The 22,364-nt window shown below is 68.6% G+C and carries 20 protein-coding genes and 2 pseudogenes; 11 read left to right on the forward strand and 11 right to left on the reverse strand.

Annotation, left to right across the window (positions count from 1 at the left end; genetic code table 11):
• Positions 1-48 precede the first annotated feature (48 nt).
• The 3 genes from ACZ69I_RS35180 to ACZ69I_RS35190 all read right to left on the reverse strand — a co-directional run bounded on the left by ACZ69I_RS35180 (position 49) and on the right by ACZ69I_RS35190 (position 2,983).
• On the reverse strand, positions 49-819 hold the full coding sequence (locus ACZ69I_RS35180) for a glucose 1-dehydrogenase (RefSeq protein WP_467682451.1): 771 nt from the start codon (positions 817-819) through the stop codon (positions 49-51).
• Positions 820-1,251: 432 nt separating this feature from the next.
• Positions 1,252-1,866, reverse strand: a complete 615-nt coding sequence (locus tag ACZ69I_RS35185) for a ScbR family autoregulator-binding transcription factor (protein WP_467682450.1) — start codon at positions 1,864-1,866, stop codon at positions 1,252-1,254.
• Between the two features lie 757 nt (positions 1,867-2,623).
• Positions 2,624-2,983 (reverse strand): hypothetical protein, encoded by a 360-nt coding sequence (locus ACZ69I_RS35190; RefSeq protein WP_467682449.1) that lies wholly within the window; start codon positions 2,981-2,983, stop codon positions 2,624-2,626.
• A 130-nt stretch (positions 2,984-3,113) separates the two neighbouring features.
• On the opposite strand from ACZ69I_RS35190, the pseudogene ACZ69I_RS35195 reads away from it, so the two are divergent.
• Positions 3,114-3,293, forward strand: a pseudogene (locus ACZ69I_RS35195) (DUF6087 family protein); the annotation flags it as partial.
• A gap of 342 nt (positions 3,294-3,635) precedes the next feature.
• Entirely contained in the window at positions 3,636-4,535 is a 900-nt protein-coding gene (locus tag ACZ69I_RS35200; RefSeq protein ID WP_470836568.1) for a GNAT family N-acetyltransferase, read from the forward strand.
• A 146-nt stretch (positions 4,536-4,681) separates the two neighbouring features.
• On the opposite strand, the gene ACZ69I_RS35205 is transcribed toward ACZ69I_RS35200, so the two are convergent.
• Positions 4,682-5,170, reverse strand: a complete 489-nt coding sequence (locus ACZ69I_RS35205; protein ID WP_467682447.1) for a winged helix-turn-helix transcriptional regulator — start codon at positions 5,168-5,170, stop codon at positions 4,682-4,684.
• 73 nt (positions 5,171-5,243) lie between these two features.
• Here ACZ69I_RS35205 and ACZ69I_RS35210 point away from each other — a divergent pair, with 73 nt between their 5' ends.
• The 7 genes from ACZ69I_RS35210 (at position 5,244) to ACZ69I_RS35240 (ending at position 14,171) form a co-directional block, all read left to right on the forward strand.
• Positions 5,244-5,957 carry an SDR family oxidoreductase gene (locus tag ACZ69I_RS35210; protein ID WP_470836570.1) on the forward strand — a complete coding sequence of 238 codons (714 nt, stop codon included), beginning with the start codon at positions 5,244-5,246 and terminating at the stop codon, positions 5,955-5,957.
• 37 nt (positions 5,958-5,994) lie between these two features.
• Entirely contained in the window at positions 5,995-6,420 is a 426-nt protein-coding gene (locus ACZ69I_RS35215; RefSeq protein WP_470836571.1) for a tautomerase family protein, read from the forward strand.
• 544 nt (positions 6,421-6,964) lie between these two features.
• Complete coding sequence (locus ACZ69I_RS35220) at positions 6,965-7,240, forward strand: hypothetical protein (protein ID WP_467682444.1); 276 nt, start codon at positions 6,965-6,967, stop codon at positions 7,238-7,240.
• 661 nt (positions 7,241-7,901) lie between these two features.
• Positions 7,902-11,264, forward strand: a complete 3,363-nt coding sequence (locus ACZ69I_RS35225; protein ID WP_470836572.1) for an ALF repeat-containing protein — start codon at positions 7,902-7,904, stop codon at positions 11,262-11,264.
• A 44-nt stretch (positions 11,265-11,308) separates the two neighbouring features.
• Positions 11,309-11,770: a hypothetical protein gene (locus tag ACZ69I_RS35230; protein ID WP_470836573.1), complete on the forward strand. Its 462-nt coding sequence runs from the start codon at positions 11,309-11,311 to the stop codon at positions 11,768-11,770.
• A 221-nt stretch (positions 11,771-11,991) separates the two neighbouring features.
• Positions 11,992-12,519 carry a hypothetical protein gene (locus tag ACZ69I_RS35235; protein ID WP_470836574.1) on the forward strand — a complete coding sequence of 176 codons (528 nt, stop codon included), beginning with the start codon at positions 11,992-11,994 and terminating at the stop codon, positions 12,517-12,519.
• Between the two features lie 110 nt (positions 12,520-12,629).
• A complete protein-coding gene (locus ACZ69I_RS35240) occupies positions 12,630-14,171 on the forward strand; it encodes a trypsin-like serine protease (protein ID WP_470836575.1) in 1,542 nt (513 codons plus the stop codon).
• Positions 14,172-14,271: 100 nt separating this feature from the next.
• On the opposite strand, the gene ACZ69I_RS35245 is transcribed toward ACZ69I_RS35240, so the two are convergent.
• Positions 14,272-14,928 carry a deoxynucleoside kinase gene (locus tag ACZ69I_RS35245; protein WP_470836576.1) on the reverse strand — a complete coding sequence of 219 codons (657 nt, stop codon included), beginning with the start codon at positions 14,926-14,928 and terminating at the stop codon, positions 14,272-14,274.
• A gap of 324 nt (positions 14,929-15,252) precedes the next feature.
• Between ACZ69I_RS35245 and ACZ69I_RS35250 the strand changes: the two genes are divergently transcribed.
• A complete protein-coding gene (locus ACZ69I_RS35250; RefSeq protein WP_470836577.1) occupies positions 15,253-15,753 on the forward strand; it encodes a hypothetical protein in 501 nt (166 codons plus the stop codon).
• A 115-nt stretch (positions 15,754-15,868) separates the two neighbouring features.
• Positions 15,869-16,057 carry a hypothetical protein gene (locus tag ACZ69I_RS35255; protein ID WP_268769297.1) on the forward strand — a complete coding sequence of 63 codons (189 nt, stop codon included), beginning with the start codon at positions 15,869-15,871 and terminating at the stop codon, positions 16,055-16,057.
• A gap of 640 nt (positions 16,058-16,697) precedes the next feature.
• Here ACZ69I_RS35255 and ACZ69I_RS35260 read toward each other — a convergent pair.
• From ACZ69I_RS35260 to ACZ69I_RS35285, 6 genes and pseudogenes are all read right to left on the reverse strand, one after another.
• Positions 16,698-17,141 (reverse strand): annotated as a pseudogene (locus ACZ69I_RS35260) (IS701 family transposase); the annotation flags it as partial.
• A gap of 387 nt (positions 17,142-17,528) precedes the next feature.
• Positions 17,529-18,407 (reverse strand): phytanoyl-CoA dioxygenase family protein, encoded by an 879-nt coding sequence (locus ACZ69I_RS35265; RefSeq protein ID WP_467682437.1) that lies wholly within the window; start codon positions 18,405-18,407, stop codon positions 17,529-17,531.
• Between the two features lie 25 nt (positions 18,408-18,432).
• The gene (locus tag ACZ69I_RS35270; protein ID WP_467682436.1) at positions 18,433-19,293 is read right to left on the reverse strand and encodes a class I SAM-dependent methyltransferase; all 861 of its coding nucleotides are present in this window, start codon (positions 19,291-19,293) and stop codon (positions 18,433-18,435) included.
• Positions 19,290-20,033, reverse strand: coding sequence for a class I SAM-dependent DNA methyltransferase (locus tag ACZ69I_RS35275; RefSeq protein WP_470836578.1), 744 nt, complete (start codon positions 20,031-20,033; stop codon positions 19,290-19,292). The genes ACZ69I_RS35270 and ACZ69I_RS35275 overlap by 4 nt, the downstream gene beginning before the upstream one ends.
• A 20-nt stretch (positions 20,034-20,053) precedes the next feature.
• Entirely contained in the window at positions 20,054-21,223 is a 1,170-nt protein-coding gene (locus tag ACZ69I_RS35280) for a YcaO-like family protein (protein WP_467682434.1), read from the reverse strand.
• A gap of 23 nt (positions 21,224-21,246) precedes the next feature.
• A complete protein-coding gene (locus tag ACZ69I_RS35285; protein ID WP_467682433.1) occupies positions 21,247-21,963 on the reverse strand; it encodes an aKG-HExxH-type peptide beta-hydroxylase in 717 nt (238 codons plus the stop codon).
• Between the last annotated feature and the right edge of the window lie 401 nt (positions 21,964-22,364).

Consider the following 22,364-nt stretch of genomic DNA (forward strand, 5'->3'; position numbering starts at 1 on the left):
TGCCCGGTGGCACTGCTGAACCGGGCGGCCCGGGGCGGAATGGTGGATTCACCAGGTAGTGGCGCCGCCGTCCACGGGCATGGTGGCACCGGTGACGAAGGAGGCGCGGTCGCTGCACAGCCAGGCGGCGGCCTCGGCGATCTCCTCGGGTTCGGCCATGCGGTTCTGCGGGGAGGAAGCTTTGCTCTTGGCTTCCTGGCCGGGAAAGCGGGCGAACCAGTCCTCGACCATCTCCGAGCGGGCCAGCCCGGGGGCGATGGCGTTGACGCGGATGTGGTGGGGCGCGTATTCGACCGCGGCGACCTTGGTAAGACCGACCACGGCGTGTTTTGCGGCGATGTAGGGGGCCGCCACGGAGGTGGCGACCAAGCCGGCCACACTGCTTGTGTTCACGATCGCTCCGCCGCCGTTTTCGATCATGACGCTGATCTCGGGGCGTAGGCAGTTCCATACCCCGCGGACGTTGGTGTCCATGATCAGGTCGTAGGCGGAGTCGTCCATCAGGTGCAGGGGGGTCTTCTCCACGGCGGCGCCCGCGTTGTTGAACGCCACATCCAGGCGTCCGTAGGTGTCCACAGCGTGGGCGACTGCCCGGCGCATGTCGGCGGCGATTTGAACGTCCGCGGTGCAGTAGGAGGCCTGCGCGCCTTCGGCCCGCAGTTCCTTGACCAGCAGCGCCAGGCGGTCATCGCGCCGGGCGACCAGAACCACTTGTGCACCCTCGCGGGTGAACACCCGCGCCGCCGCCGCGCCGATTCCGCTGCTCGCACCGGTGATGAGGGCGACCTTGCCCGCGAGTGAACCCTGAGCCTGCGTCATCCTGTCTGCTTCCCCCGTTGTCCCACGCGGCGCATGCCGCAGCTGGCCGCTCCCGCCCGGCGGACCGCGACCACCCCAGTAGCTTAGCGTGCATGTTCGATGACAGGGGTCGCCTTCCAGATCTTTGAGGCCCCTTCGCCCCTCGGCCTCGGCTTCTCCCGGTCTCTTCTTCTTCGAGTTGCGTGGTGAGCGGAGCGGTCTGGGCGTGTCGTGGTGCGTCGGGACGGCGTCCTGGTGTCTGCTGCTGCCGTGCCGGGGGAGGTCGTCTGTGGGGAGCGTCCGACACGGGCGCGAGCGTGCTGACTGGCCTTGGTTCTCTGCAACGTGTGTCGCGTGTTGCCTTGCCGAGCATTGCCCTGCCCTGTCCCACGCCGCCTCGCCACTGCACTACCGCATCTGGCGCTGGGCCTGCGAGCGTCGGTAGAGGTGGTCTCAGGGTGTGGGCGTAGGTGTGGCTTCGGCTGTGGCCTCCGGGCTGGTGATGGTGGGGAGGAGGAGCTGCCAGAAGTGGGTGAGAGGGGTGGGGGTGAGATAGGTGGGGTTGGTTCGGCTGAGGATTTCGAGGCCGGTGGTGGTAGCGAGGATGGTGTTGGTGAGGGCTTCGGGGGTGATGTGGGGGGCGAGCGTGTGTTGGTGGACGGCTTGCGTGACGTAGTGGTGGATACAGGTGTGCCACTGGTGGCGGAGGTTGTGGGGAGCGGGGGTGTGGGTGTCGGTGTTGAGGCGGAATCCGGCGCGGACGATGGGGTCGTGGTGGAGGAGATGAGCTATGTGGTGAGTGAGATTGATGAGGTTTTGGAGGGCATTGGTGTGCTCGATGGGGATGGCGTCGGTTGTTTGGTGCAGGGTCTCGGCGGCGGTGTGTTGAACGGCGTGGGCGAGGGCGGCTTTGTTCTCGAAATGGAAGTGAAGGGCACCGCGGCTGACTCCGGCGCCGGTGCTGATGTCGTCGAGGCTGGTTCTTGTGTAGCCGTGGCGTTCGAAAAGTTGTGCGGCGGAGCGGATGAGTGCGGTGCGGGTCCGGATGGCCCGTTCCTGCTTGCTCACTGGTGACTCCCGTCGAGGATGGTTTCCGGTCAGCATATGAAACCAACTTGGCGGTTTGATAACCAGGGGGAGGGTGGGTCGGGTTGCCCGGGAGGCCGAGCGTGGCGTGTTCCGTTTGTTCGGGTCCGGGGCTGGCGGGGTGGGTCACCTCGGCGGCTGGCCCTGCCTTCAACTTTGTTTCTGTGCTGGCGTGTTGGCTGGAAGGTGGGGGCTCCGCTTAGGTGCCGACGTGTGGGGTGGTAGCGGAACTTGCCACAGGGGGGTGGTTGAATCGTAACCTAAAGAAACCGCGCGCATGGTTTGATTTGCCGGTTGTGATCGCTTGCTTGTCCTGCGTGCGTGCGCCGTTCGCGCGTCGGGTTCCGGCCCTCAGTAGGGCCCGGCCTCGGCGCTGTCGGGGGCGGTTGAGCTTTGGGCCAGGTGCTCGGGCCTCGACCTGGCCGCGGCCCTGGAGAGTTCGGATGGCGGTTCGTCCGCCGCGCCTGCCTGCCTCCCCGGTTTCCTTGCGTGTCGACGCAGACCGCCGACCGGGAAGCAGATGCCGGGCGTCTCGCTGGTCCAGGTGCCGGCCGTCCGCCGGCCGTAGTCGGCGAATTCCGCAGCCCCGGGCTTCATCGGGCCGCTCCAACGACCGCGGCGCGCACGCCGTCCAGGGGTGAGCCGGTACGTCTGCCCCTCGGCGTACTGGACCTCGACGCAGGCTCCTGTTTCTCGGAAGCGGTGCTCAGCGGCGTACGACCGCAAGCCATGAGAGTGGTCAGCCAGTGCCGCCGAAGGGGGTGCCGTACTCGCCTCCGCCTGTGCCGCCTGTGCCGCCGGGCAACACCGGCGACTCCTGAGGTACGACGGCGGAGCCTCCTTCGGCCTGGCACTCGAAGTCGTACAGCAGGCAACTCGCCTCCGCCGTCGGGTCGGCGCTCTGCCCGGCGATCTGCCCGTCCTCCGGCTTGCCGGCGGCGGGTTTGGCCGGCTGGGCCGAGGGCGGACGGGACGGCTCAGGGCCGGGCGTGGCGCTGCCCCCCAACACGGCGATCGAAGCGAGGGCGGCGCCCACAATGACGAGGACGGCCCCGACTACGAGGCCGACGGAGCGGCGGGAGAGCACTGGAGCGTTCATGGCGTTCCTTCCGAGCGGGACTGGGACGCCGCACGATGGCCGCGGAGGGGGTGTGTCGCCCCGAGGCGTTGGTCAAGGGTGACGGACGCGGGCGTGACTGCGCCACCATGCCGCAACGCACGAGGGCCCGTTGGGGGATTGGTCGCGCAGATCAGAGGAGCGCCGGGTCGCCTCGCAGAGGAAGCCGCGGGCGCTGCCGCTCGCTCAAGGGCCGCACCGCGGGGCGCGCACATGGATCCGCACACCCCGCGGTGCGGTTCGGCGGTGGACAGGCGCGCAGCGGGAGACGGTCGGCGCCGTCGATGACTTGGCGACCGCGAAGGTTTTGCTTCACTTGTCGCAACCGGTCGAGTCGGAGCGGCACGGCTGGAGTTGCCGGGTCCCGGCTCGGTGGGCGATCGAGCAGGACGAGATCGTGGTGGGCTGGATGAAGGAGGCCTGGTCGAGCATGGAAGGACCGTGGCGGTGAAGGAAATCCGTGGACGGGCCCTCAGCAGACCACTTAGTGTGTGGCCCCACGCCCTGAGATGGATGGAAGGAGGCGAGTGCCGTGTGGTTCACACCTTTCCAGCGCTCCCCCTTCCGCTGTCCCGGCGTGGTTCGTGAGTTCTGACCGGGAGCGCTCCAAGCAGCCTGTATCCCGGAGGAATCCATGACCGATGCGGTCATCCGCGCGCTCTCCGCGAGCGACGCTCATCTCTTCGACGCACTCCCCGATCCCCTGGGTGCCCGTGAAGGCCACCGGCGTACCCAGTTCCGCCCCCACTGGAAGCGCGTCGCTCTGCGCGACGGCGAGGTCGTCGCGCGCGGCGCATGGTGGGGCGGCCCCAACGACGCGGAGCCCGTGAACATCAACTGGTTCGACGTGGCCGAGGGCGAGGAGGAGGCCGGGGCCGAGCTCCTGCGCTCCGCTCCGTGGCAGGTCGAACTCGAGATCAACCTGCCAGGCGACTGGCGGGAAAGGACCGACCTGCGTGCCGGCGCCGAGTCGCGCTTCGCCGCCGCGCGAGCCGCAGGGTACGAACTCCTGGTGGAACGCTTCCTGTACCGCTGGACGCCGGAGCGAGGCCTGCCGGAGCGGCCCGGGCGTCTGCGCTTCAGCGCCGAACCCGACGACACCGTGTTCTTCGACGCGTTGCGCCGCATCCACTCCGTCACCCTGGACGCCCACGCGCTCAGGGCCATCGGGCAGGGCGGCCTCGACCAGGCCGCCCAGCAGGAACTCGACTTCTTCCGCTGGTGCCCCTCCCCACGGGAGTGGTGGCAGATCGCGCGCACGTCGGAGGGCGACCTGGCCGGCATTCACATTCCAGCCCACAACCCCTCCGGCCCGACCATCGGCTTCATCGGAGTCGTCCCGGAACAGCGCGGTCGCGGCTACGCCTACGACCTCCTCGCGGAGTGCACCCGCCTTCTCGTCGAGCAGGGTGCGGAGTTCGTCAGCGGAGCGACGGACCGGGGCAACTTCCCCATGGCCGCGAACTTCGCCAAGGCCGGCTTCCCCGTCATCAGGGAACGCATCAACTTCCTGCCGGCGGGCCAAGCCGACTAGCAAGGATTAGCACGCAGTGAGGGGTCCGGTCCGAAGACAGATTCCGGACCCCTCGTCGGCGACATGAGGGATCTGTGCTGGGGCCAGAGACGCAGCGCGCGTGCGTGCCGGACGCCGCGAGGCAGGCGGGAGTTCGACCGCGGAGCCTAGCCGCGCTGCCAGGCGGGGTTCAGTCGGATCTCGATGTCGTTGGACGTCGCCTCCGGTGCCGGCTCGGCGGTCACGCGGACCTTCATCGCGCGGCCGGTGCCGGTCTCGACGAACGACAGGGGCGGGCGCCCCTCCTGAAGGTGCTTGTCACCCCACTGCATCAGCGACAGGAACACCGGCAGCAGGTCCTCGCCGGCCTCGGTCAGCCGGTACTCGTCCCGGGCTCGCCTGCCCGGTTCACGATAGGGAACGCGCGCGACGACCTCTGCGGACTCCAACTGTTTGAGCGCCCGTGACACCGCGGGGGCGGAGCTCCCGACCCGCACCACGAAGTCCTCGAACCTGGTTGTGCCGTAGAAGCATTCGCGGACCACCAGGAACACCGTCTTGGTGCTCAGCAGGTCCAGCACCCGCTCCGCCGAGCACCCGTCGCCGATCGACCAGGTGTCCCGGTCGCGCAGCCTCTTCTCGAACTCCATCGCCATCCCGCCATTGTAACTAACGCTTGCGTTACCCAGTAGAGCGTGATTCCATCTGGCTAACGATATCGTTATCCAGATGGAGGGTGCTGTGGTTGCAGTAACGGACAGGGTGGCCGTAGTGACCGGCGGCCGGCGGGGGCTCGGCGCGGCGCTGGTGAACGAGCTGCTGGCGCGCGGGGCGCGAAAGGTGTACTCCACCGCGCGCGCGGCGTACATCGACGACCGCCCAGGGGTGGTCACCGCCGAACTCGAGGTCCGCTCGGCGAAGTCGGTCGCCGCCTTCGCGGAGGTCGCTGCCGACGCCGAGATCGTGTTCAACAACGCCGGCGTCCTGCTGCCGGCCGCACTGCTGACAGGCGACGTGGAGAACGCCACCGAGACCTTCGACGTCAACGTCTTCGGGCCGCTGCGGATGGCGCGGGCGTTCGCGCCGATCCTGGCCGCCAACGGCGGGGGCGCACTCGTCAACATGCACTCCGTGCTGTCCTGGCTGGCCGGCAGCGGCGCCTACGGGGCATCCAAAGCTGCGGCGTGGTCTGTCACGAACTCGCTCCGACTCGAACTGGCGTCCCAGAACACCCAGGTCGTCGGCGTGCACGCTGGATTCATCGACACCGACATGGTCTCCGCCATCGAACGGCCGAAGGCCACGCCCGCCGAGATCGCCGCGCGGATCGTCGACGGCCTTGAGGCCGGGGATACGGAAGTGCTCGCCGACGACGTGACCGTCGCCGTCAAAGCAGCGCTTTCCGGCCCCGTGGAGCGCCTGACCTTCTCATCCGCCGGCTGACATCTCCGTCCCATCACCCGAGGAGTACTGAACCGCCATGCCACTGTGGTCCATTCATCACACCCCCGGAATCTTCACCGACGACGACAAACACCAACTCGCCTCCCGCATCGCCGACCACTACGAGAAGGTCGGGCTGCCCCGGTTCTACGTGGTCACGCTGTTCCACGAAATCCGACCCGAGGATTTCCATGTCGGCGGGGAGCCCACCCCGGCCGGGGTCCGCATCGCCATCGACCACATCGCACGGCGCAACCCCGACCAGGAGACCCGCCGCCGGACCGCCCAGTGGATCAAGGGAATGCTGCAGCCCTGCCTCGAACAACACGCGGGGCTGCACTGGGAATTCCACATCGACGAAACCAGCGAGGACCTCTGGATGATCAACGGAATCGTGCCGCCCCCAGGAGGCTCCGCCGCCGAGAAGAACTGGGCGGAGCAGAACGCGGCGTCTCCCTACTGACCCCACCGCCGGCCCGTTCCCGGAACGGACGAGCCGCGCTGCCACCAGGTCGCTGATGTGCGGCCCACCCAGACGCCCTTGCCCCCAGGCAGGCTGACTCCGCCGAGCTCTAGATGTCCTTGCGGAGAAGCTCGCACGGGCGTGTTGCTGCGAGTGCCGATCCATGCCACCAAGTAGCGCACTGGAGTGAACCTCACAGCTGGAGCTGCCGGGTTCCCGCCCCTCGGACCGGCGAGAGAGACGAGGCGGCGGGTGGCAGGCTGGGCGAAGGAGACCTGGCCGTGGAATGACCGCGGTGGCGCTCGGGGCCAGGCTCGTGTGCGAGGACGAGGCCGGGTTCGCGATGGCGCCGCCCACCCATCCGCACCTGGTCGCGCCGCGGTGACACCCCGTCATCCGGGTCCGGGGCCGCTCCCGGCGCCGGGTTGTCCGTCGCCGCGCTGGTCTGCTCAAACTCGGCGAACGCTCCCGGCTGAACTACGGGCCCTGCCCCGACGTCTGCCCGAACGGGCACAAGAGCTTCTGCTGGCAGGACTACCGTGACTTGATCCGGACCGCCCATCAGCAGTTCGACAGGCCGATCGTGCTGATCCGGGACAACCTCAACACCCACCTGGCAGTCGGGATGCGCCGGTACATCATCCGCCGCGAGTGGCTCACCGTGGCCCGGCGCGGTCTACGCCAGCTCCAACACCGCCCGGACGTCCTCGACGGCCGCCTTGCCAGCACGGCCTCCGGCACGAGCCACCAAGACGACACCGCTTTGAAGGTCAGTGGAGCGGGTCTGAGGGGCGGCAGACGCAGCCGCGTGAAGACGTGAGGAACCGCCCGCGCTGCCGCATCGAGTCTCACAGCCCCGGGACGAACCCCCGCGGACGTCGTAGCTTTCTACGAAATTCTCCATAGGGCGAAAGTCCCGCCCAGATTACGCAGGAACCCTTAAGAAAAAGATGTTTCGCTCGCCTGCGCTGAGCCATCTTTGCAATTCCCTCCCACTGCGCAAGAGTTGGGCAATGTGGAGGTAAAGCGACTTGGCGACCGGGGCGATGTGTGACCTCCTCCGGCTTGCGCGAAGCCCCCGTGGTGAGTCCCTCTCGTTACGATCTTGTAATCGAGTACTTGATCCCTAAATGTCCACTTTGGGGGATTGTTGGGCTGTTCTAATGAACTAGCCGCTCAAGAGGGGATTTGAGCCGGGGGGCTTTCCGCTGCCCAATTGGGGATGTGTGGCTCTTTGTGGCGATTCATTGCATTTCGAGTGGGGGTTGATTCAGCTGTAGTGATCCTGGCGTCTGCCCGGTTCGCTCGAGTGCGGCGTTCATCCGTCCGGTATTCCTGGGGGTTTTCCTGTTGCCCGCTGGGGTGATTGCAAATGCGAGTCGGCAGCATGAAAACAATCAACAGGTAGAACGCCGGTTCTGAATTCTCGAGAAAGAGTTGTCTTCTTGACTGCCACCTTCCTAAGCCGACGGGCGCTCCTCGTGAGCATTGCCGCCGGAGCGGCCGTTGCCGCTGTCCCCACCATCGGCAGTGGTCGCGCCCACGCTGCCGGTCTGCCCGACATTCCCGATGACGCGGGTCTGCCCGACACCGACCGGGGCAAGGCCGTCTGGGCGTACAAGCTCGGCGGCAAGGCGGTGAAGGAGGCCGCTGCCGCCGCCCTGACGACCGGTTCCGTGAGCGCCTTCCTGGCGACCGGCTTCGACCGGGCCCGCGCCGAGGACAACAGGTTCACCCTGTTCGAGTCCCTCGCCTACGCCGGGAAGTCGGTCAGCGACAGTGTCTCCACCGCACTCTCGGGTGGCGACAAGGCCATCGACACGTATCTGTCGGACGGCTGGCAGAAGCCTCTGGTGACCGACCTGCGCGTCGAGACGTTCACCGTCATGAGCGGTGGCGGCAAGGCCGTCCAGCGTGAAGCGTCCAAGGCGTTGGCCGAGGGAAGCCGCAAGGCCCTGGACACGTTTCTGACCGACACTCAGTACACGGCCCACGCCGAGGACGAGAAGGTCGAGGTCTTCACCCTTCTCAACGGTGCGTCGCCCGAGGTGAAGAAGTACGCCGAGCGAGCACTCGCCGACGGGACTCCGGAGGCGATCCACTGGTTCCTCGTCACCGGCCAGCACATCGCCCGTGCCCGCGACGAGGAGAAGGCGACGATCGATCAGCTCGTCGCCATCGTCGAACGCGAGGGCCGGCAGGCCAAGGCGACCACGGAGCGCGCCGTCGCCGCATCCGACCAGGCCAAGGCCGCCGCGGAGAAGGCCAAGCAGGCCGCCCTGACGGCGGCCGAGGAGGCCAAGGCCGCCAAGCAGGACGTGGACAAGGCGGCCAGTGCCGCCAACAAGGCCGCGGGCGCCGCCCGCGGTGCGGCCGCTGCGGCGACGACCGCGATCTACGCTTCGCGGACCGCGCAGGCCGCATCCGCCCGTGCCACCCGCGCCGCGCAGGCCGCGGCCGCCGCGGCCGCCACCGCGGGCCGGGCCGCCTCGCGTGCCTACGGCGCCGCCATCGCCGCTTCCAAGGACGCCTCCCAGGCCCGCGCCGCGCGCCTGGCCGCCGAGGGCGCCAGGGACGCCGCGAAGAAGGCGCGCACCGCGGCCAAGGCCGCCGACGCCGCATCGACCGCCTCGAAGCAGGCTTCCGCGGCGGGCGGTTCCGCCGCCTCCGCGGCCCGGAACGCCGCTGCAGCAGCGACCGCATCGGCCGACGCCGCCGACGCCGCCGGAGTCGCCACCTCCCAGGCCCGTGAGGCACGCCAGGCCGCGGGCGAAGCGAACTCCGCGGCTGCTCGTGCCACGCGCGCCGCCGCCACCTCGCGGTCCCTGGCCAACAGGGCGTCCGCCGCGGCCGCGGCCGCGCATCGCGCCGCCAACTCCGCGGCCGACCACGCGGACAAGGCCGCCGACGCCGCCGAGGACGCCGCGAAGAACGCGGGCAAGGCCGTCGAGTACGCCAAGCGCTCCACCGCGTACGCCGAACAAGCCGTCAAGGCCGCCAACACCGCCATGGACGCGGTCAAGGAGGCCCAGGAGGTCGAGAAGGCGGCCCGCGAAGCCGAGACGAAGCGGATCGAGGAAGACACGCAGGCAGGCATCGCACTCGCCCGCGAACAGGCGAAGCAGGAGGCCGAGACCCTCGAACGCATCGCGCGCCAGCGGGACTTGGCCGATCAGGCCGACAAGACGACCAAGGACCTCATCGCCGGGGCCGAGCAGGCCCTCGAAGCGGGTGACCGGGCCAAGGCCACCGTGGCGGGACGCAAGGCCACCGCGAGACTGCTGGACAGCCACGGCACCTGGACCAGGGCAGCCGCCGAGTTCGCACTCGCCGGAACCGATGCGGACGTCCTGAACTGGATCGACGTCGACCGGGTCGCCGCCCAGCGGCAGGACGACCGCGAAAGTGTCCTCGTTCTCGCCGAGGTCGCCCCGGCGGCCGTGGCCGAGGCCGCGCAGAAGGCCATCGACAGCGATGATCCGGACGCCGCCACCGAGTTCCTGGAGACCGGCCGGATCAAGGCTTCCTTGACCGACAACCGCGTCGCGGTCTTCAAGATCCTCGGGCTGGAGCCCGGCAAGGCCGTCAAGGAGGCGGCGGAGGCCGCTCTCTCGGACGGCAGTGCCGAGGCACTGGACCGGTTCCTGACCTCGGGACTCGGCGAGGCGCTTCAGGAGGACGACAAGGTCGAGGTCTTCCGGCTGCTGAACGACGGCGGCCCGAACCTGAAGTCCGCCTGCCAGGTCGTCCTGGAGGGCCCGGCGCGGATGCGGCGGTTCTTCGTCGCACGCGACCACCACCACATCGCGCAGGTCGACCACGACGCCGCCAGCCACATCTCGGCGATCCGCGCGTCGATCGCGCATGCCGCGAAGGTGGCCGCCGAGGCGCTCCAGGACGCCGCGCACGCCTCCAAGGCGGCCGCGGAGGCCAGGAAGGCGGCCAAGGAGGCGTCCGACTGGGCGAGCAAGGCGAAGAACTACGCGGACGACGCCTCGAAGTCGGCCGGCGAGGCACGCAAGAACGCAGCGGCGGCCGACGCGTCCGCGGAGAAGGCCCGGACCTCCGCGCAGAGCGCGAAGAAGGCCGCCACCACCGCCCGCACCGCTGCCCGCACGGCGAACTACGCGGCCAACCAGGCCTACGACTCCGCCGGCAGCGCGGTCGCCTCGGCCAACTCGGCGCAGGCCTCCGCGGCCAAGGCGAAGGCGGCCGCTGTCCAGGCGGGCAAGGACGCCAAGGCCGCGGCGGTCGCCGCAGGTGAGGCCCGCAGCATCGCCATCGCCAAACGGAAGGCCGAGGCCGCCGCAGCAGCCAGGGAAGCCGTCCGTAAGGCCAAGGAAGCCAAGGCGAACAACAAGAACCCTGCCGACACGTCGGCCAACGACCAGTGCAAGGTCGAGCAGCCAGGGACCTGGCTCGGGCACAACGCCCAGGAGTGGCAGGACGCGACCGCACAGGCCAGCACCGTCCTGGGAACGCTGAGCCTGGGAGCCATGGGTCTGGGCGGCCTCGCACTCGCCACCGGGATCGGCGCCCCGGCCGCGCCGTTCCTGTTCGGCGCCGGGGCCATCCTGGGAGGCGCGTCGTGGGTGGCGCAGGGATTCAACGTCCTCGCGCACGGCTTCGACGACCGCATAGGACGCGGCTGGTGGAGCGCGCAGTTCAAGGAGTCCCTGGGCATGTTCGCGCTCGGCGGCATCTTCATGGGCAAGGGAGCGATCGCCAGCAAGCTCGGCTACGGCTTCGAGATCGCCAAGAAGGGCGTGAAGAACGTGGGCTCGGCCATCAGTGACGCGGCCGGAGGGATCGTCACCACGACCATTGGATGGCTCACCTGGTAGCGGACTTCCGCCTCGCGCGAGCACAAGAAAACTAAAAGAGACGGGTGGCGGTACCCGACCGTCACCCGTCCATTCGCCCCTCCCGTCCGAAAGAGTTCTTCATGTTCGGTTCCGGCCTTTCCGTCGGCCAGTGGATGGTGCTCGCGGCTGCGTCTTCATTTCTCCCCGGCCTCGCCATGCTGCCGTACATCCGGAAAGCGAAGAAGAAGGCACTGGTGCCTCTCTTCTTCGTCGTTCCCGCCGGCATCGGAGCGCTCGGCATCTGGGGGAGCGCTGCAGCCCGTGGTTACGGCGCGGCGGAGTCCCTCGAGATGTACGCCTGGTGCATGGCAGGCCTGGCACTGCTCATCGTCCTCGGCCGTCCCCAGATCAAGAGGAACGAAGAACTTCAGGCTGCGGGCAAGGAGATGGAGCAGCCGTCGGGTCTCTATATGACGGTGGTCTTCGTATCCCTGGGAATTGCTGCCGTGCTCGCTTTCCTGGTCAGGAAATACCTCATCGGGTGACGCCCCGCCCCGCGTGATGGGTTCCACATCCGATCATGCGGGACCCATGCCTTTCCCCGCCATCTCCGGCTGGACTTTCTGCGAGGGGAATGATTGTGTTGACATCGCTTCCGGCGGAGAATGCACAAGAATTTCCCTTCCCACTTTCCTGGGCACGCAGAGATCCCACCGGACTTCCCCTTTCCCTTTCCCTTTCTCGTTTATGAAGAGGACATCACTTGATGAATCCCATACGGCGGATCTGCGTCATCGGCGCTGCCGCGGCAGCCGGTGCCGTCGCGATCGTCGCCCTGTTCCCCTCGACCGGCTCGCGCGACGCCGTGGCTCAGCCCCGGGCGGGCGGCAGCAAGGCGGTCGCGGCCGCCGACAGCCAGCCCGGCTACGCGGTCGAGGACTTCAACTACCCCGACGCCGACCGGATCCTGAAGGACAAGGGCATCGTCCTCAAGCGCGGCGACGGACACATCACCCTCGCCGAGTGCGGCTCCGCCAGCGGCCTGATGGAGGTCTACTCGCGGCGGAACGACAGCATCTGCTTCCGCACCACCGGCACGTCCGGCTACCTCACCATGGAGATCCCCGCCGTTTACGGTGTGAAGACCAGTGCCATGGACGCCGATCTCAAGTTGAGCGCCGAAGGCAAGCAGTCGACGGTCGCGGTCGACAAGAACACCTTCAAGCCGGTCGGCGAGACCGTCGACCCGGGCGGGCGTGAGCACGTCCTCCTGGAGATCCGCACGTCCAAGTAGCCCCCGCCCGACATCACGCGCACAGCGGGCACGCGGCACTCCGCAGTTCCACGACGCCTTCGACGCGCCCTGCAGCACTTCACCAGTCCACGAACAAGGGAACGAAACACGTGTCCGGCAGCAAGACCCGCTCGGCGCGGGCGCCCCGTCTCCTGGCGGCGGCTCTCGCCTCAACCATCTGTGCCCCGGCCATCGCGATGCTCGCCACGGCACCCGCCGCCCACGCTCTGACAGGCGACCGGGCCCCGGCCGGCGACCACTCCTTCACCGCGCAGCTCCACATAGGCGGGAAGGACCCCCTCCGCGGCTGCTCCGGCGCGGTGGTGAACAAGCAGTGGCTGCTCACCGCGACGAGTTGCTTCGCGACCACTCCCGGCGCCGACGTTCCGGCCGGGAAACCAGCTCTGAAGTCCACGGCCACGGTGGGCAAGCAGAGCATCGACATCATCGAGGTGGTCCCGCGTGACGACCGCGACGTCGCCATGGTCCGCTTGGCGCAGCCCGTCGCCGACGTCGCCCCGGTGCCCGTGGCCGGCGAAGCCCCCGCCGCGGGGGAGACCCTGACCGGCGCCGGGTTCGGCCGCACCAAGACCACCTGGGTACCGGACGCGCTGCACACCGGGTCCTTCCGGGTGGATTCCACGGACAGCACCACCACCGCCCTGACCGGCCTGGACGGTGCGTCGGTCTGCGCGGGCGATGCCGGTGGGCCCCTGCTCCGCGTCAAGGGCGGCAAGTCCGAACTGGTCTCGCTGCACAGTCGTTCCTGGCAGGGCGGGTGCCTCGGTTCGCAGGCCACACGCACCGAAGCGGTGGACGCACGGGTCGACGACCTGGCCGGTTGGGTCAAGGACGTCAGCCACCGTGACCAGATCCATCCCGCCGACATCGACGGCGACGGCAAGGCCGACCTCCTCGTCCACCGCACCAACGGTGATGTGGTCTACCACCGCAACCTGGGCAGCCGTTTCGCGCCCGGCACGGTCATGTCCTCCGGTTGGGGACGCTTTGTCGACGGCAAGGACCTGGGCCGTCTGTATTTCTCGGACGTGACGGGTGATGGCAAGGCTGATCTGGTCGAGCATCGCCGTGACGGCAAGGTTGTCGTCCGTAAGAACATGGGCACGTACTTCGACGGCGGCACCGAGTGGACGAGTGGTTGGGGACGCTTCGTCGACGGCAAGGACCTGGGCCGTCTGTATTTCTCGGACGTCACCGGTGACGGCAAGGCCGACCTCGTCGTCCACGGCCGTGACGGCAAGGTCGTCGTCCGTAAGAACATGGGTACGCACTTCGACGGCGGCACCGAGTGGACGAGTGGTTGGGGACGCTTCGTCGACGGCAAGGACCTGGGCCGTCTGTATTTCTCGGACGTGACGGGTGATGGCAAGGCTGATCTGGTCGAGCATCGCCGTGACGGCAAGGTTGTCGTCCGTAAGAACATGGGCACGTACTTCGACGGCGGCACCGAGTGGACGAGTGGTTGGGGACGCTTCGTCGACGGCAAGGACATGGGTGTCCTGCGGTTCGCCGATGCCAACGGCGACAAGAAGGCCGACCTGTTCGCCTACGTGATCAACGACGGCACTGTGTCCATCCGTAAGAATATGGGCAATTACTTCGACGGCGGCACCGTGATGCTCACCCTCTGACAGCTTATCGAGTGGCCGCAGCCGGACAGCAGCAATCCGGCTGCGGCCACTCTGTTGTGGTGGCCGCCCTGTGGGAAGCCGCACCCGCGCACGCGGCAGATCACACCACCGGGCGTCCGGCCTGCGCCAGGGCATCCCTGACCTCGCGGGCCGCGTGCTCGGGGTTATTCACCACGTCGGTGTTGTTCATGTCGATGACGAGAACCTCGCTGGCCGAGTAATGCTTGTGAACCCAGTCGTCGTAGCCGGACCAGAGGATCCGGTAGTACTCGACGAGATGCTCGTCCTGTTCGAAGGCGCGGCCCCGCAGGCCGATCCGGTGCAGCACGGTCTCGAAGTCCGCCTGCAGGTAGATCATGAGGTCCGGCGCCTTGCGGTAGGGCAGGCCGTCGATCTCGCGCATCATCTCGTCGAGCAGACCCTCGTACACCTGCATCTCGAGGGAGCTGATGCGGCCCAGGTCGTGGTTGACCTTGGCGAAGTACCAGTCCTCGTAGATGGAGCGGTCGAGAACGCTGTCACCCTGCTTGTACGCCTCCTTGATCGCGGCGAACCGCGTCTGCAGGAAGTAGAGCTGCAGAAGGAAGGGGTAACGCTTGGCCTGGATCTCCTCGGGCGTCGCCGTGTAGAAGAGCGGCAGGATCGGGTTGTCCTCGACGCTCTCGTAGAAGACCTGGCTGCCCAGATCCTTGGCGATCAGCTCGGCGACACTGGTCTTACCGATCCCGATCATGCCTCCGACGCAGATCACCGGCATCCCTCGCTTCTCCCCGGGGTCGTCTGTCCACGCGCGCGCGGATCCACCGCCCCCACGAGCCGCCGTGCAGCTTAGATGACAATGAAGGCAGGCTGTGCCGTGGGCCCGAGGTGTGTGGAGTGGATCAGGGGCCGATGCGCTTGGGCGCCTCTGATCGGAGGCCGGTGCCGCGAGGCGGGCCGCGTAGTCCCGGACGACGCGCAACGGCAGCGCGCGGTGCACGATGTCGTCCTGCGGCACGAACCTGTAGCGCGGCTCCCTGGACCTGCCCGGGCACGCGGTCGCCCACGCCATGGGACGCAAGTGGTAACGGCCAACCATACCGTGCGGCGGTTCGCCGGGGACGTCTACTCGATGTTCTTCAAGAACACCGGGAAGTGGAACAACAACATGTTCGGCTCCATGATCGGCAACGCCCCGCCGATCTGGCAGGACGTCGCCGCCGCCTTCTGCGCCGACGGCTCCGTGAAGCCGACGCACCTGCAGAAGAACAAGGACGCCAACCCGTCCGACGGCATCGTCTTCCAGTCGTACATGCCGGACCTCTATCTGTACGTGGACGACCGGCTGACCGACAACCTCGGCCGGAAGTCGAACCACCGCATCAGCGGCGGCGACTGGCGGAACTTCTCCAACTTCCCCGCCACCGCGCCGAACGGCAACGCCTACGCCTCCTGCTCCGCCTACCACCGGGGCAGCGGCGGCAATCCGTGGGGCGTGGACGCCCCCGTTCCGTTCCTCGGGGACGGGCCGGGGAACCGTCCCGGCAGTGTGGTGCACTGTGACGAGCCGGCGAACAAATTCACCGAAAACCTCACCCGGTGACCCGGAGTGGGTGAGTGAGCGCATGACCGCCGACTGATCCGATGCACGAAGAGGGGGACGGACAGGCCCGCACCGGCCGGCCCGTCCCCCTCCGTACGTCTAGGGAGAAATCCTCATGGGCTTTCTGTACTTGGCCTTCTTCGCCGCGTTCCTCTACCTGGTGCCCGTGGCCCTGCTCTGCAGGAAGGTCGCGATCAAGACAACGGCGAAGATGGGCTGGACCATGGCTTTCCTGCTGATCGTCTTCCCCGTCATCCTGCTGGTCATCGGCGGCGTGGTGGACGCCAAGGGAGCCGCGTCGTAGACATCCGCCGCATCACGCACAGAGGGAGCACGCCATGCGCATTCCTGGACCCGAACCGAGGGCGGACGGCGGGGTGGGGGCCATCGCGGAGGCCGGGGGCTGCACACCTACCAGCTGTGGCTGCACCAGGAGTACGGGCCCGTCGCGCGCTTCCAGCTGCCGGGCGTGGAGATGGCCCGTCTCGGTCGCCGACCCCGTGCTCCTTGAGGCCGCGGCACACATCGACAAGCGGCCCGAGCCGCTGTTCGAGTTTTTTCGCCGCTGTGCGAGGCGGGGACCTCCCTGTGCTCGGCGCCCGTGAGCCCGGGCCCTGGCGACGGTTGCTCCTGGTGGCCGACGAGACCCCGAACAGCGGCGCCAACTACCGCATGATGAGGTTCGTGCGGTGCTACGCGGCAACCAACAGCACCCGCTCAGCCCTCAACACCACAGCCATACTCAGAAGATGCCCAGCTCACAGCCTGCCGCAACAGGCTTTAGTGCTGCAACGGTGTTTGCCGTGACTGTTGGCCAGGTCAGGGGCTGTGTCCGCGTCGCTTGTAGTGGCTGATGCGGGCTTGGTGTTGGCGTCCTCGACGCCAGGTTGACCAGTGCAGGATGTGCTCGACGGTCACGGGTCTTGGGTTGGCCAACCGCGTGATCAGACGTCTGATTTCGGCGAGGCTGAGGTGGATGTGCCGGGGGGACCCGTTTCTGCTTTGTCTGTGTCCAGCTGGCGGGCTCGCAGGACGGTGAGGCAGGCGTGGGCAGCCATGGCCAGGGTCATGTGGCGGTGCCAGCCGGGGTAGCGGCGGACCTGGTAGTCGTCCAGGCCGTATTCCTGCTTGGCGGCTTGGAAGCATTCCTCGATGGCCCACCGGCTGCCCGCGACATGAATGAGCTGGTCGAGCGTGGTCTCGGCGGGGCAGTAGGCAATGTGGTAGGAAATCTCGTGGGCTCGGCTGAGGCTGCGGTGGGCGATCACCCAGCGGCGGCGGTCGGGGCGGTTCCAGGGTCGCACCTCGATGCGGGCCCAGTCATAGATCCGCTGACCGTGGGCTCCCGCTCCGCAGGACCGACGTTTCCACTTCTGCCGGTTGAGGCCGTCGATCCGTGAGAGCCCACCCAGTGTCGGGAGATGAGGCTGGGATCCGACCTCCTCGACTGGACGGGTGTAAACCCGCAGTCCGATCAGGGAACCGACCGGACCGTCGTCGGAGCGGCGGCCGAGTGGAAAGTAGGTCTGTCCGCGAGGGGGCTGTCGGCGGACCACCGAGTGTGGTCCTCCGAAACCGGCGCCACCGAGGGCTGGACGCACGAAAATCGCAACGAGATAACCACCGGTTCTACCCGCCCTGGTATCGGAAAGTGCCCGAACGGCCCAGGAATGACCGGGCCGGCACGGTCCCGCCCGCGTAGCGATGAACGCCCTCTTCTGGGGCAGCTGACTTGGGAAGGTCATCTGCCTGCGCTCGGGCTGCTGCGCCGGTGCTCAAGCATCGCGCGAGTTGAGACGGCGGCGGGTCTGACGAACGAGTTGGCGGGCGCGTCCAGTGGTCAGAACCGACCGCAGCGGTGCCAGGGGGCGAAGCGGTGTGCCGAGCAGTCGCGGGTCGAGGTACGGAACCCAGCCGGTGGCGCGCGGGTGGTAGCGGGGCGGGCCGAGGCAGATGCGCTTGGTGACCACCCACCGGGTCTCCGGCCCACTGTTGGGACGAGTGGCATGAAGATGGTCGCCTGCGAAGAGCAGTAAGTCACCTGGGTTGAGCTGGACTTCCACCGGTTCGCCGACCGCTTGGCCGGGGAGCAGCCGTACCCCCTCGTGGAGCAGCGAGCGCCGATATGCCCCGGGCCAGATGAGCAGGCCGTTGTCCCGACGGACCCGGCTGAGGCCCATCCAGAGGTTGACGGAATTGACGGCTGTGTTGAACCACGAGTCCACGTGGGCGCCGGTCGGGATCATGAAGCCGGTGTACCCACCCAGTTCTTCTTCCCGGCCGTGGACAGTGGTCCTTGGGGGCATGATCCGCACACCCAAGTGGTCGCTGACGTACACCTTGCGGCTCTGCGGCGGGAGCAGGTCGGTGAAGCGCAGCAGCAGGTGACGTGCGGCGGGCCTGAGCCGACGGTCAAGGTCGTCGCGGATGGCGCGCAACTGATCGATGTCGGCGACGGTGTGGATGTGCTCCAACCCTCGCTCCGCCACCTGCTCGGCGGCCTCCGGCGAGACGACGGAGGCGATGGCCCCCAGTGCGGCCCGGGTCCATGACCCTGTGGAGGTGAGCTGTGCGAGACCGTCCCGGACCACCACGATCCCGCCGTCGAGGACGTGGCGGAGATCGAGCTCGTCGAGTGAGCGGTGTGAGGTCACGGCGGGCAAGCTGCTTCTCCCTGTCTCAGACCTGATGTCGGGCGGACGGCTTGGAAGCGCGGAGAGAGAAGGAAAGAGGCATGGACGGCAGACCATCCGGCAGCCGCCACCAGTAGTCGTCGTGCTCCACCATGCAGGGGAGCATTCGCCAAGCCACGAGGGGCCATTCGTGAAGGAATTCGATGGTCAGTCCCGCGGACGCCAGGGTGCTGACGATCTCGCCGAGTGAGTGTCCCCAGGCGTATTCGACTCCCGGCACCACCCGGTCCGGTACAGCTGTTGGACTGCGGTACTCGAAGGAAAGAGGCTCCGGCTCACCGAAATACGAGTAGCGGAGGCGTAGTTCGGCTGTGTCGAGGCGGTTGTCGAGCATCCAGGCCGCGGGATGGGACTCGAAGACGTAGACGAAGCCGCCCGGTGCGATGAAGTGGGACACGACCTCGGCCCAGCGGCGCAGATCGGGCAGCCAGCCCAGCACACCGTGGGAGGTGTAGACGATGTCGAAATGGCCGTCCAAATGGTCGGGCAGCGCCAGGACATCCGCCTCCACGAAGACCGCCGACGGGTCGATGTCGGCGGCCAGGGAGCGCGCCGTCGCCACGCCCTCGGCGGCGAAGTCGACACCGGTCACCTGAGCACCCAGCCGCGCCCAGGAGAGTGTGTCGATGCCGACATGGCACTGCAGGTGCAGCAGCGAGCGGCCGCGGACCTCGCCGACCTCAGCACGTTCAAGTGCGCGCATGCGTGAGCCGCCGACCCGGAAACCGGCCAGGTCGTACTGGGTCGACGCGGCCTTCAATGGCGTCCACAGGCGCCACAGTTCGCGATTGTTGCGCAGGTACGCCTCTGGGTCACGAGCCCCATGGGGCACGTCAGGCGCGCTCATACGGGCAGCTCGTACACGCTGACGTGGTAGTTGCTGCTGTCGGTGAACGGGCCCCCGGACCAGCCGCCGAACCGTTGGCGCAGTCGCAGGCCGGCCATCCCGGCCATCAGGTCGAGTTCGCCGGGGGAGGCGTAGCGAAAGGCCACTTGAATGTGGCGGACCTCGCCGTTGTGGACGACCTTGTAGTCGGAGGTGTAGCGCTGGGTCGCCGGGTGAATCCGGCGGCTACGCGTGACCGGGTCGCCGCTGGCCGCCCGGATGGGCTGGGCATCGGCCCCGGCTCCGGCAGCCAGGGCCTCCGGAAGATGCGCGTCCAGGACGAAGAGCCCGCCCGGGAGCAACCGCGCCGCGGCCCGGGACAGGCAGTGGATCTGCGCTTCCTGGGAGGTCAGCTCGGAGAACGTGCCGTTGACCACGTAGATCACCCCGAACCGGCCGTCGTGGTCCACATCGGAGAAGTCGCCGATGCTGATGGCGATTTCGGCTCCCCCGGACTTGGCGCGGAGTTGTTCGACCATGGCCTGCGCGGCATCGATACCGTGGAGGTCGTGCCCGAGCGCGGCGAGCGGAAGGGCTACCCGCCCTGTGCCGATGCCCAGTTCGAGGAATGGCCCCTCCGGTGCGGTCGACGCCAGCCGGTCGAGCAGGGACACCGTCGCGTCGGTGGTGGCCGTCGGTGGGGTGAACCAGTCGTCGTAGTGGTCGGCCAGGTCCACGGCGTAATCGGGACTCGGGGGCATGCTGCTCCTCTGTGAGTGGTTCAGCCGAAGGGGTGCGGCGGAACGCGCGAGCCGGTGGGAGAGACGGACGGCAGCGGCAGGGCGCCGGGGGCGATCAGCCGGACGACGGCCGTACCGGAGGCGGCGAACGCGGTGGGGGTCGTGTCGACCGCGATCACGTCCTGGCCGGTGTGCTCGGAGAGCAGGCGCACAGGGTCCACCGGCCCCTGCCTTCTCGGGCACCGGTCTGCCGTGGTGTGCGGCAGCCAACGCGCCATCGCGTCCTGGCAGCCGAGATACGTCCACACCGCGTGCTCGACCGCGGAGACCGGTCTGTCGCCGGGTAGGGACCGCCCACGGACCCGTCGGGCCGCCGACGTGCTCATGCTCCAGCGCACCATGAGCGCCTCGTGGGCCGCGCGGGCGATGAGCTCCGCACCCTGCCCTGGAGGGCCGCAACGAGCACCGAACGTCTGCTCGCGGTGCTCGGGCGTGTGCAGACAGACCGCGACGGCGTGGGAGCCGGGCGCGGGCAGGGTGAAGGCGGTCGCCCGCAGTCCGAGGTGCTCGCATATGCGGCGCAGGGGGAGGGGCAGTTCGTCGTGTACGGGTCGGTGGCGGGGCGGATGCCGTGCCGGATCCTGCCAGCTCAGGCGGAGCAGATCGCGTTCGAGTGTCTCCCAGGCGGCATGCTCGACGGCGGTGCCCGGGTCGGGGTGGGCCGCGAGGCCCGTGGAGCCGGCCCGGTCGGGTGCCGCGCAACCCGTGGGCGGACGGTGCTGCAGGTAGGCCAGACCTGCCGGAACCAGTACTTCCGAACCGGAGAGCAGGGAGCGCCCGGTGACCCACTGCTGGCGCACGCTTCGGGTGGCCGGCCCGGACCAGGGCGCGGGGTCCAGAGCGGGAGCGCCTCGACGGACCAGCTCGGCGTGATCGGCGAGGAGAGCGCAGGACTCCTCGGCGGCGCGGGCCGCCAGCACGTTGCCCAGGCGCTCCAGCAGCTCGCCGCGGGCCCGTACGGCGACGTCGTCGGGGTGTGCCCCCGAAGCGCTGCCGATCAGGACGTGGTCGCCCCCGGCGCTGTCCGTGGAGGCGAACAGCGCGCTGCGGGCGGCGACCCGCCCGAAGAACACCGCGGGTTCGATGGGGAACGGTACGAAGACCTGGGGCTCCCACGCGGTGGGTGAGGAGGGAGCTGCGGGCTGTGGCATCGGCGTGGCTCCGGGGTGTCGGGTCAGACGGCGACGGTCCTCAGCAGGGCGGCACACTCCTCCAGCACGGTCAGCCCGTGTCCGGTGAGCAGTGAGGTACGGTCTCGCAGGGTGCCGATCGCCTGCCGCGCCCTCTTCGTCAGCAGGGCCCGGCGGGCGTCCAGCGCGTCCGCGGCCGTGGTGTCGCCGCCGAGAAGCAGCGCGTAGAGCGCGCTGCTCCGGGCCAGGACGACCATTTGCTGGAACAGCCCAGCCACAGGCCGGGGATCGGCGCGCAGGGGGGTGCGGACGGGATGCGCGGAGCCCGCGGCCGGGGTGAGGAAGGGAGCGCTCAGCTGGGCGGCGTTGCAGCGGGTGTGGGTGCCTTCGTGCACCAGTGCCTCCGCGCACCGCACCGGACCGGGCAGCCCCCGGGGACTGGTGCGCAGCCGCGACCGGTTGACGTAGATCGCGCCATGAGTGGCGAAGTCGGTGAAGCCGTCGATCGCCGGGCCCTCCAGGAGAGCCACTTGCGCGACACCGACGCGCAGTTCGCTCAGCATCAGCGGCCAGGCGGCCGCCAGCTGCGCGACGCTCTCGTCGAGCACGGCCCGGTCCGGTCGCTGCCAGGACGCCACGCGGGAGCCCCCGGGGGCGTGGGCTCCGGTCGGCAGAGCGGACAGTGCGCGGGTCACCGAGCGGATGAGGTGGGGGGACGGCTCGGCGGGCGCCAGGCTCTCGCGGGCCTTGGTGTCACGCATGCTGCGCAAGATCGCCGAAGGAGCGAGTCCTGGCTCCGTCTGAAGGGTGAACGCGGCGGCCACCACGGCGGGATGCGCCTGCGGTGGCGCGGGGAGTCCCGCCGCCGTCAGGACGGAACAGACCACGCGATGGACCGCTCCCTCATCTCGCACCGCCTCGCGCGTGTCGGGTGCTACTCGCAGCAACTGCTCACCTCCACGCGTTCACTCCTTGCCCGGGTGAGGGCTGGTGTCGTGGCCGACAAGGCCGGCCCTTCGGGGGACAGCGCCCCGCGCGCCGGGCGGCCGGCAACCCGCACGGTGAAATCGCCGGGCCGTGGGCCGGTGCGGTGAGCGCGCGGGGCTCCGACGGAACGAAGCTCGCCTTGCAGGAGCACCGGCACGACGGGCGGGTGCGACCT

Source organism: Streptomyces sp. NPDC036815 (genome assembly GCF_055609205.1).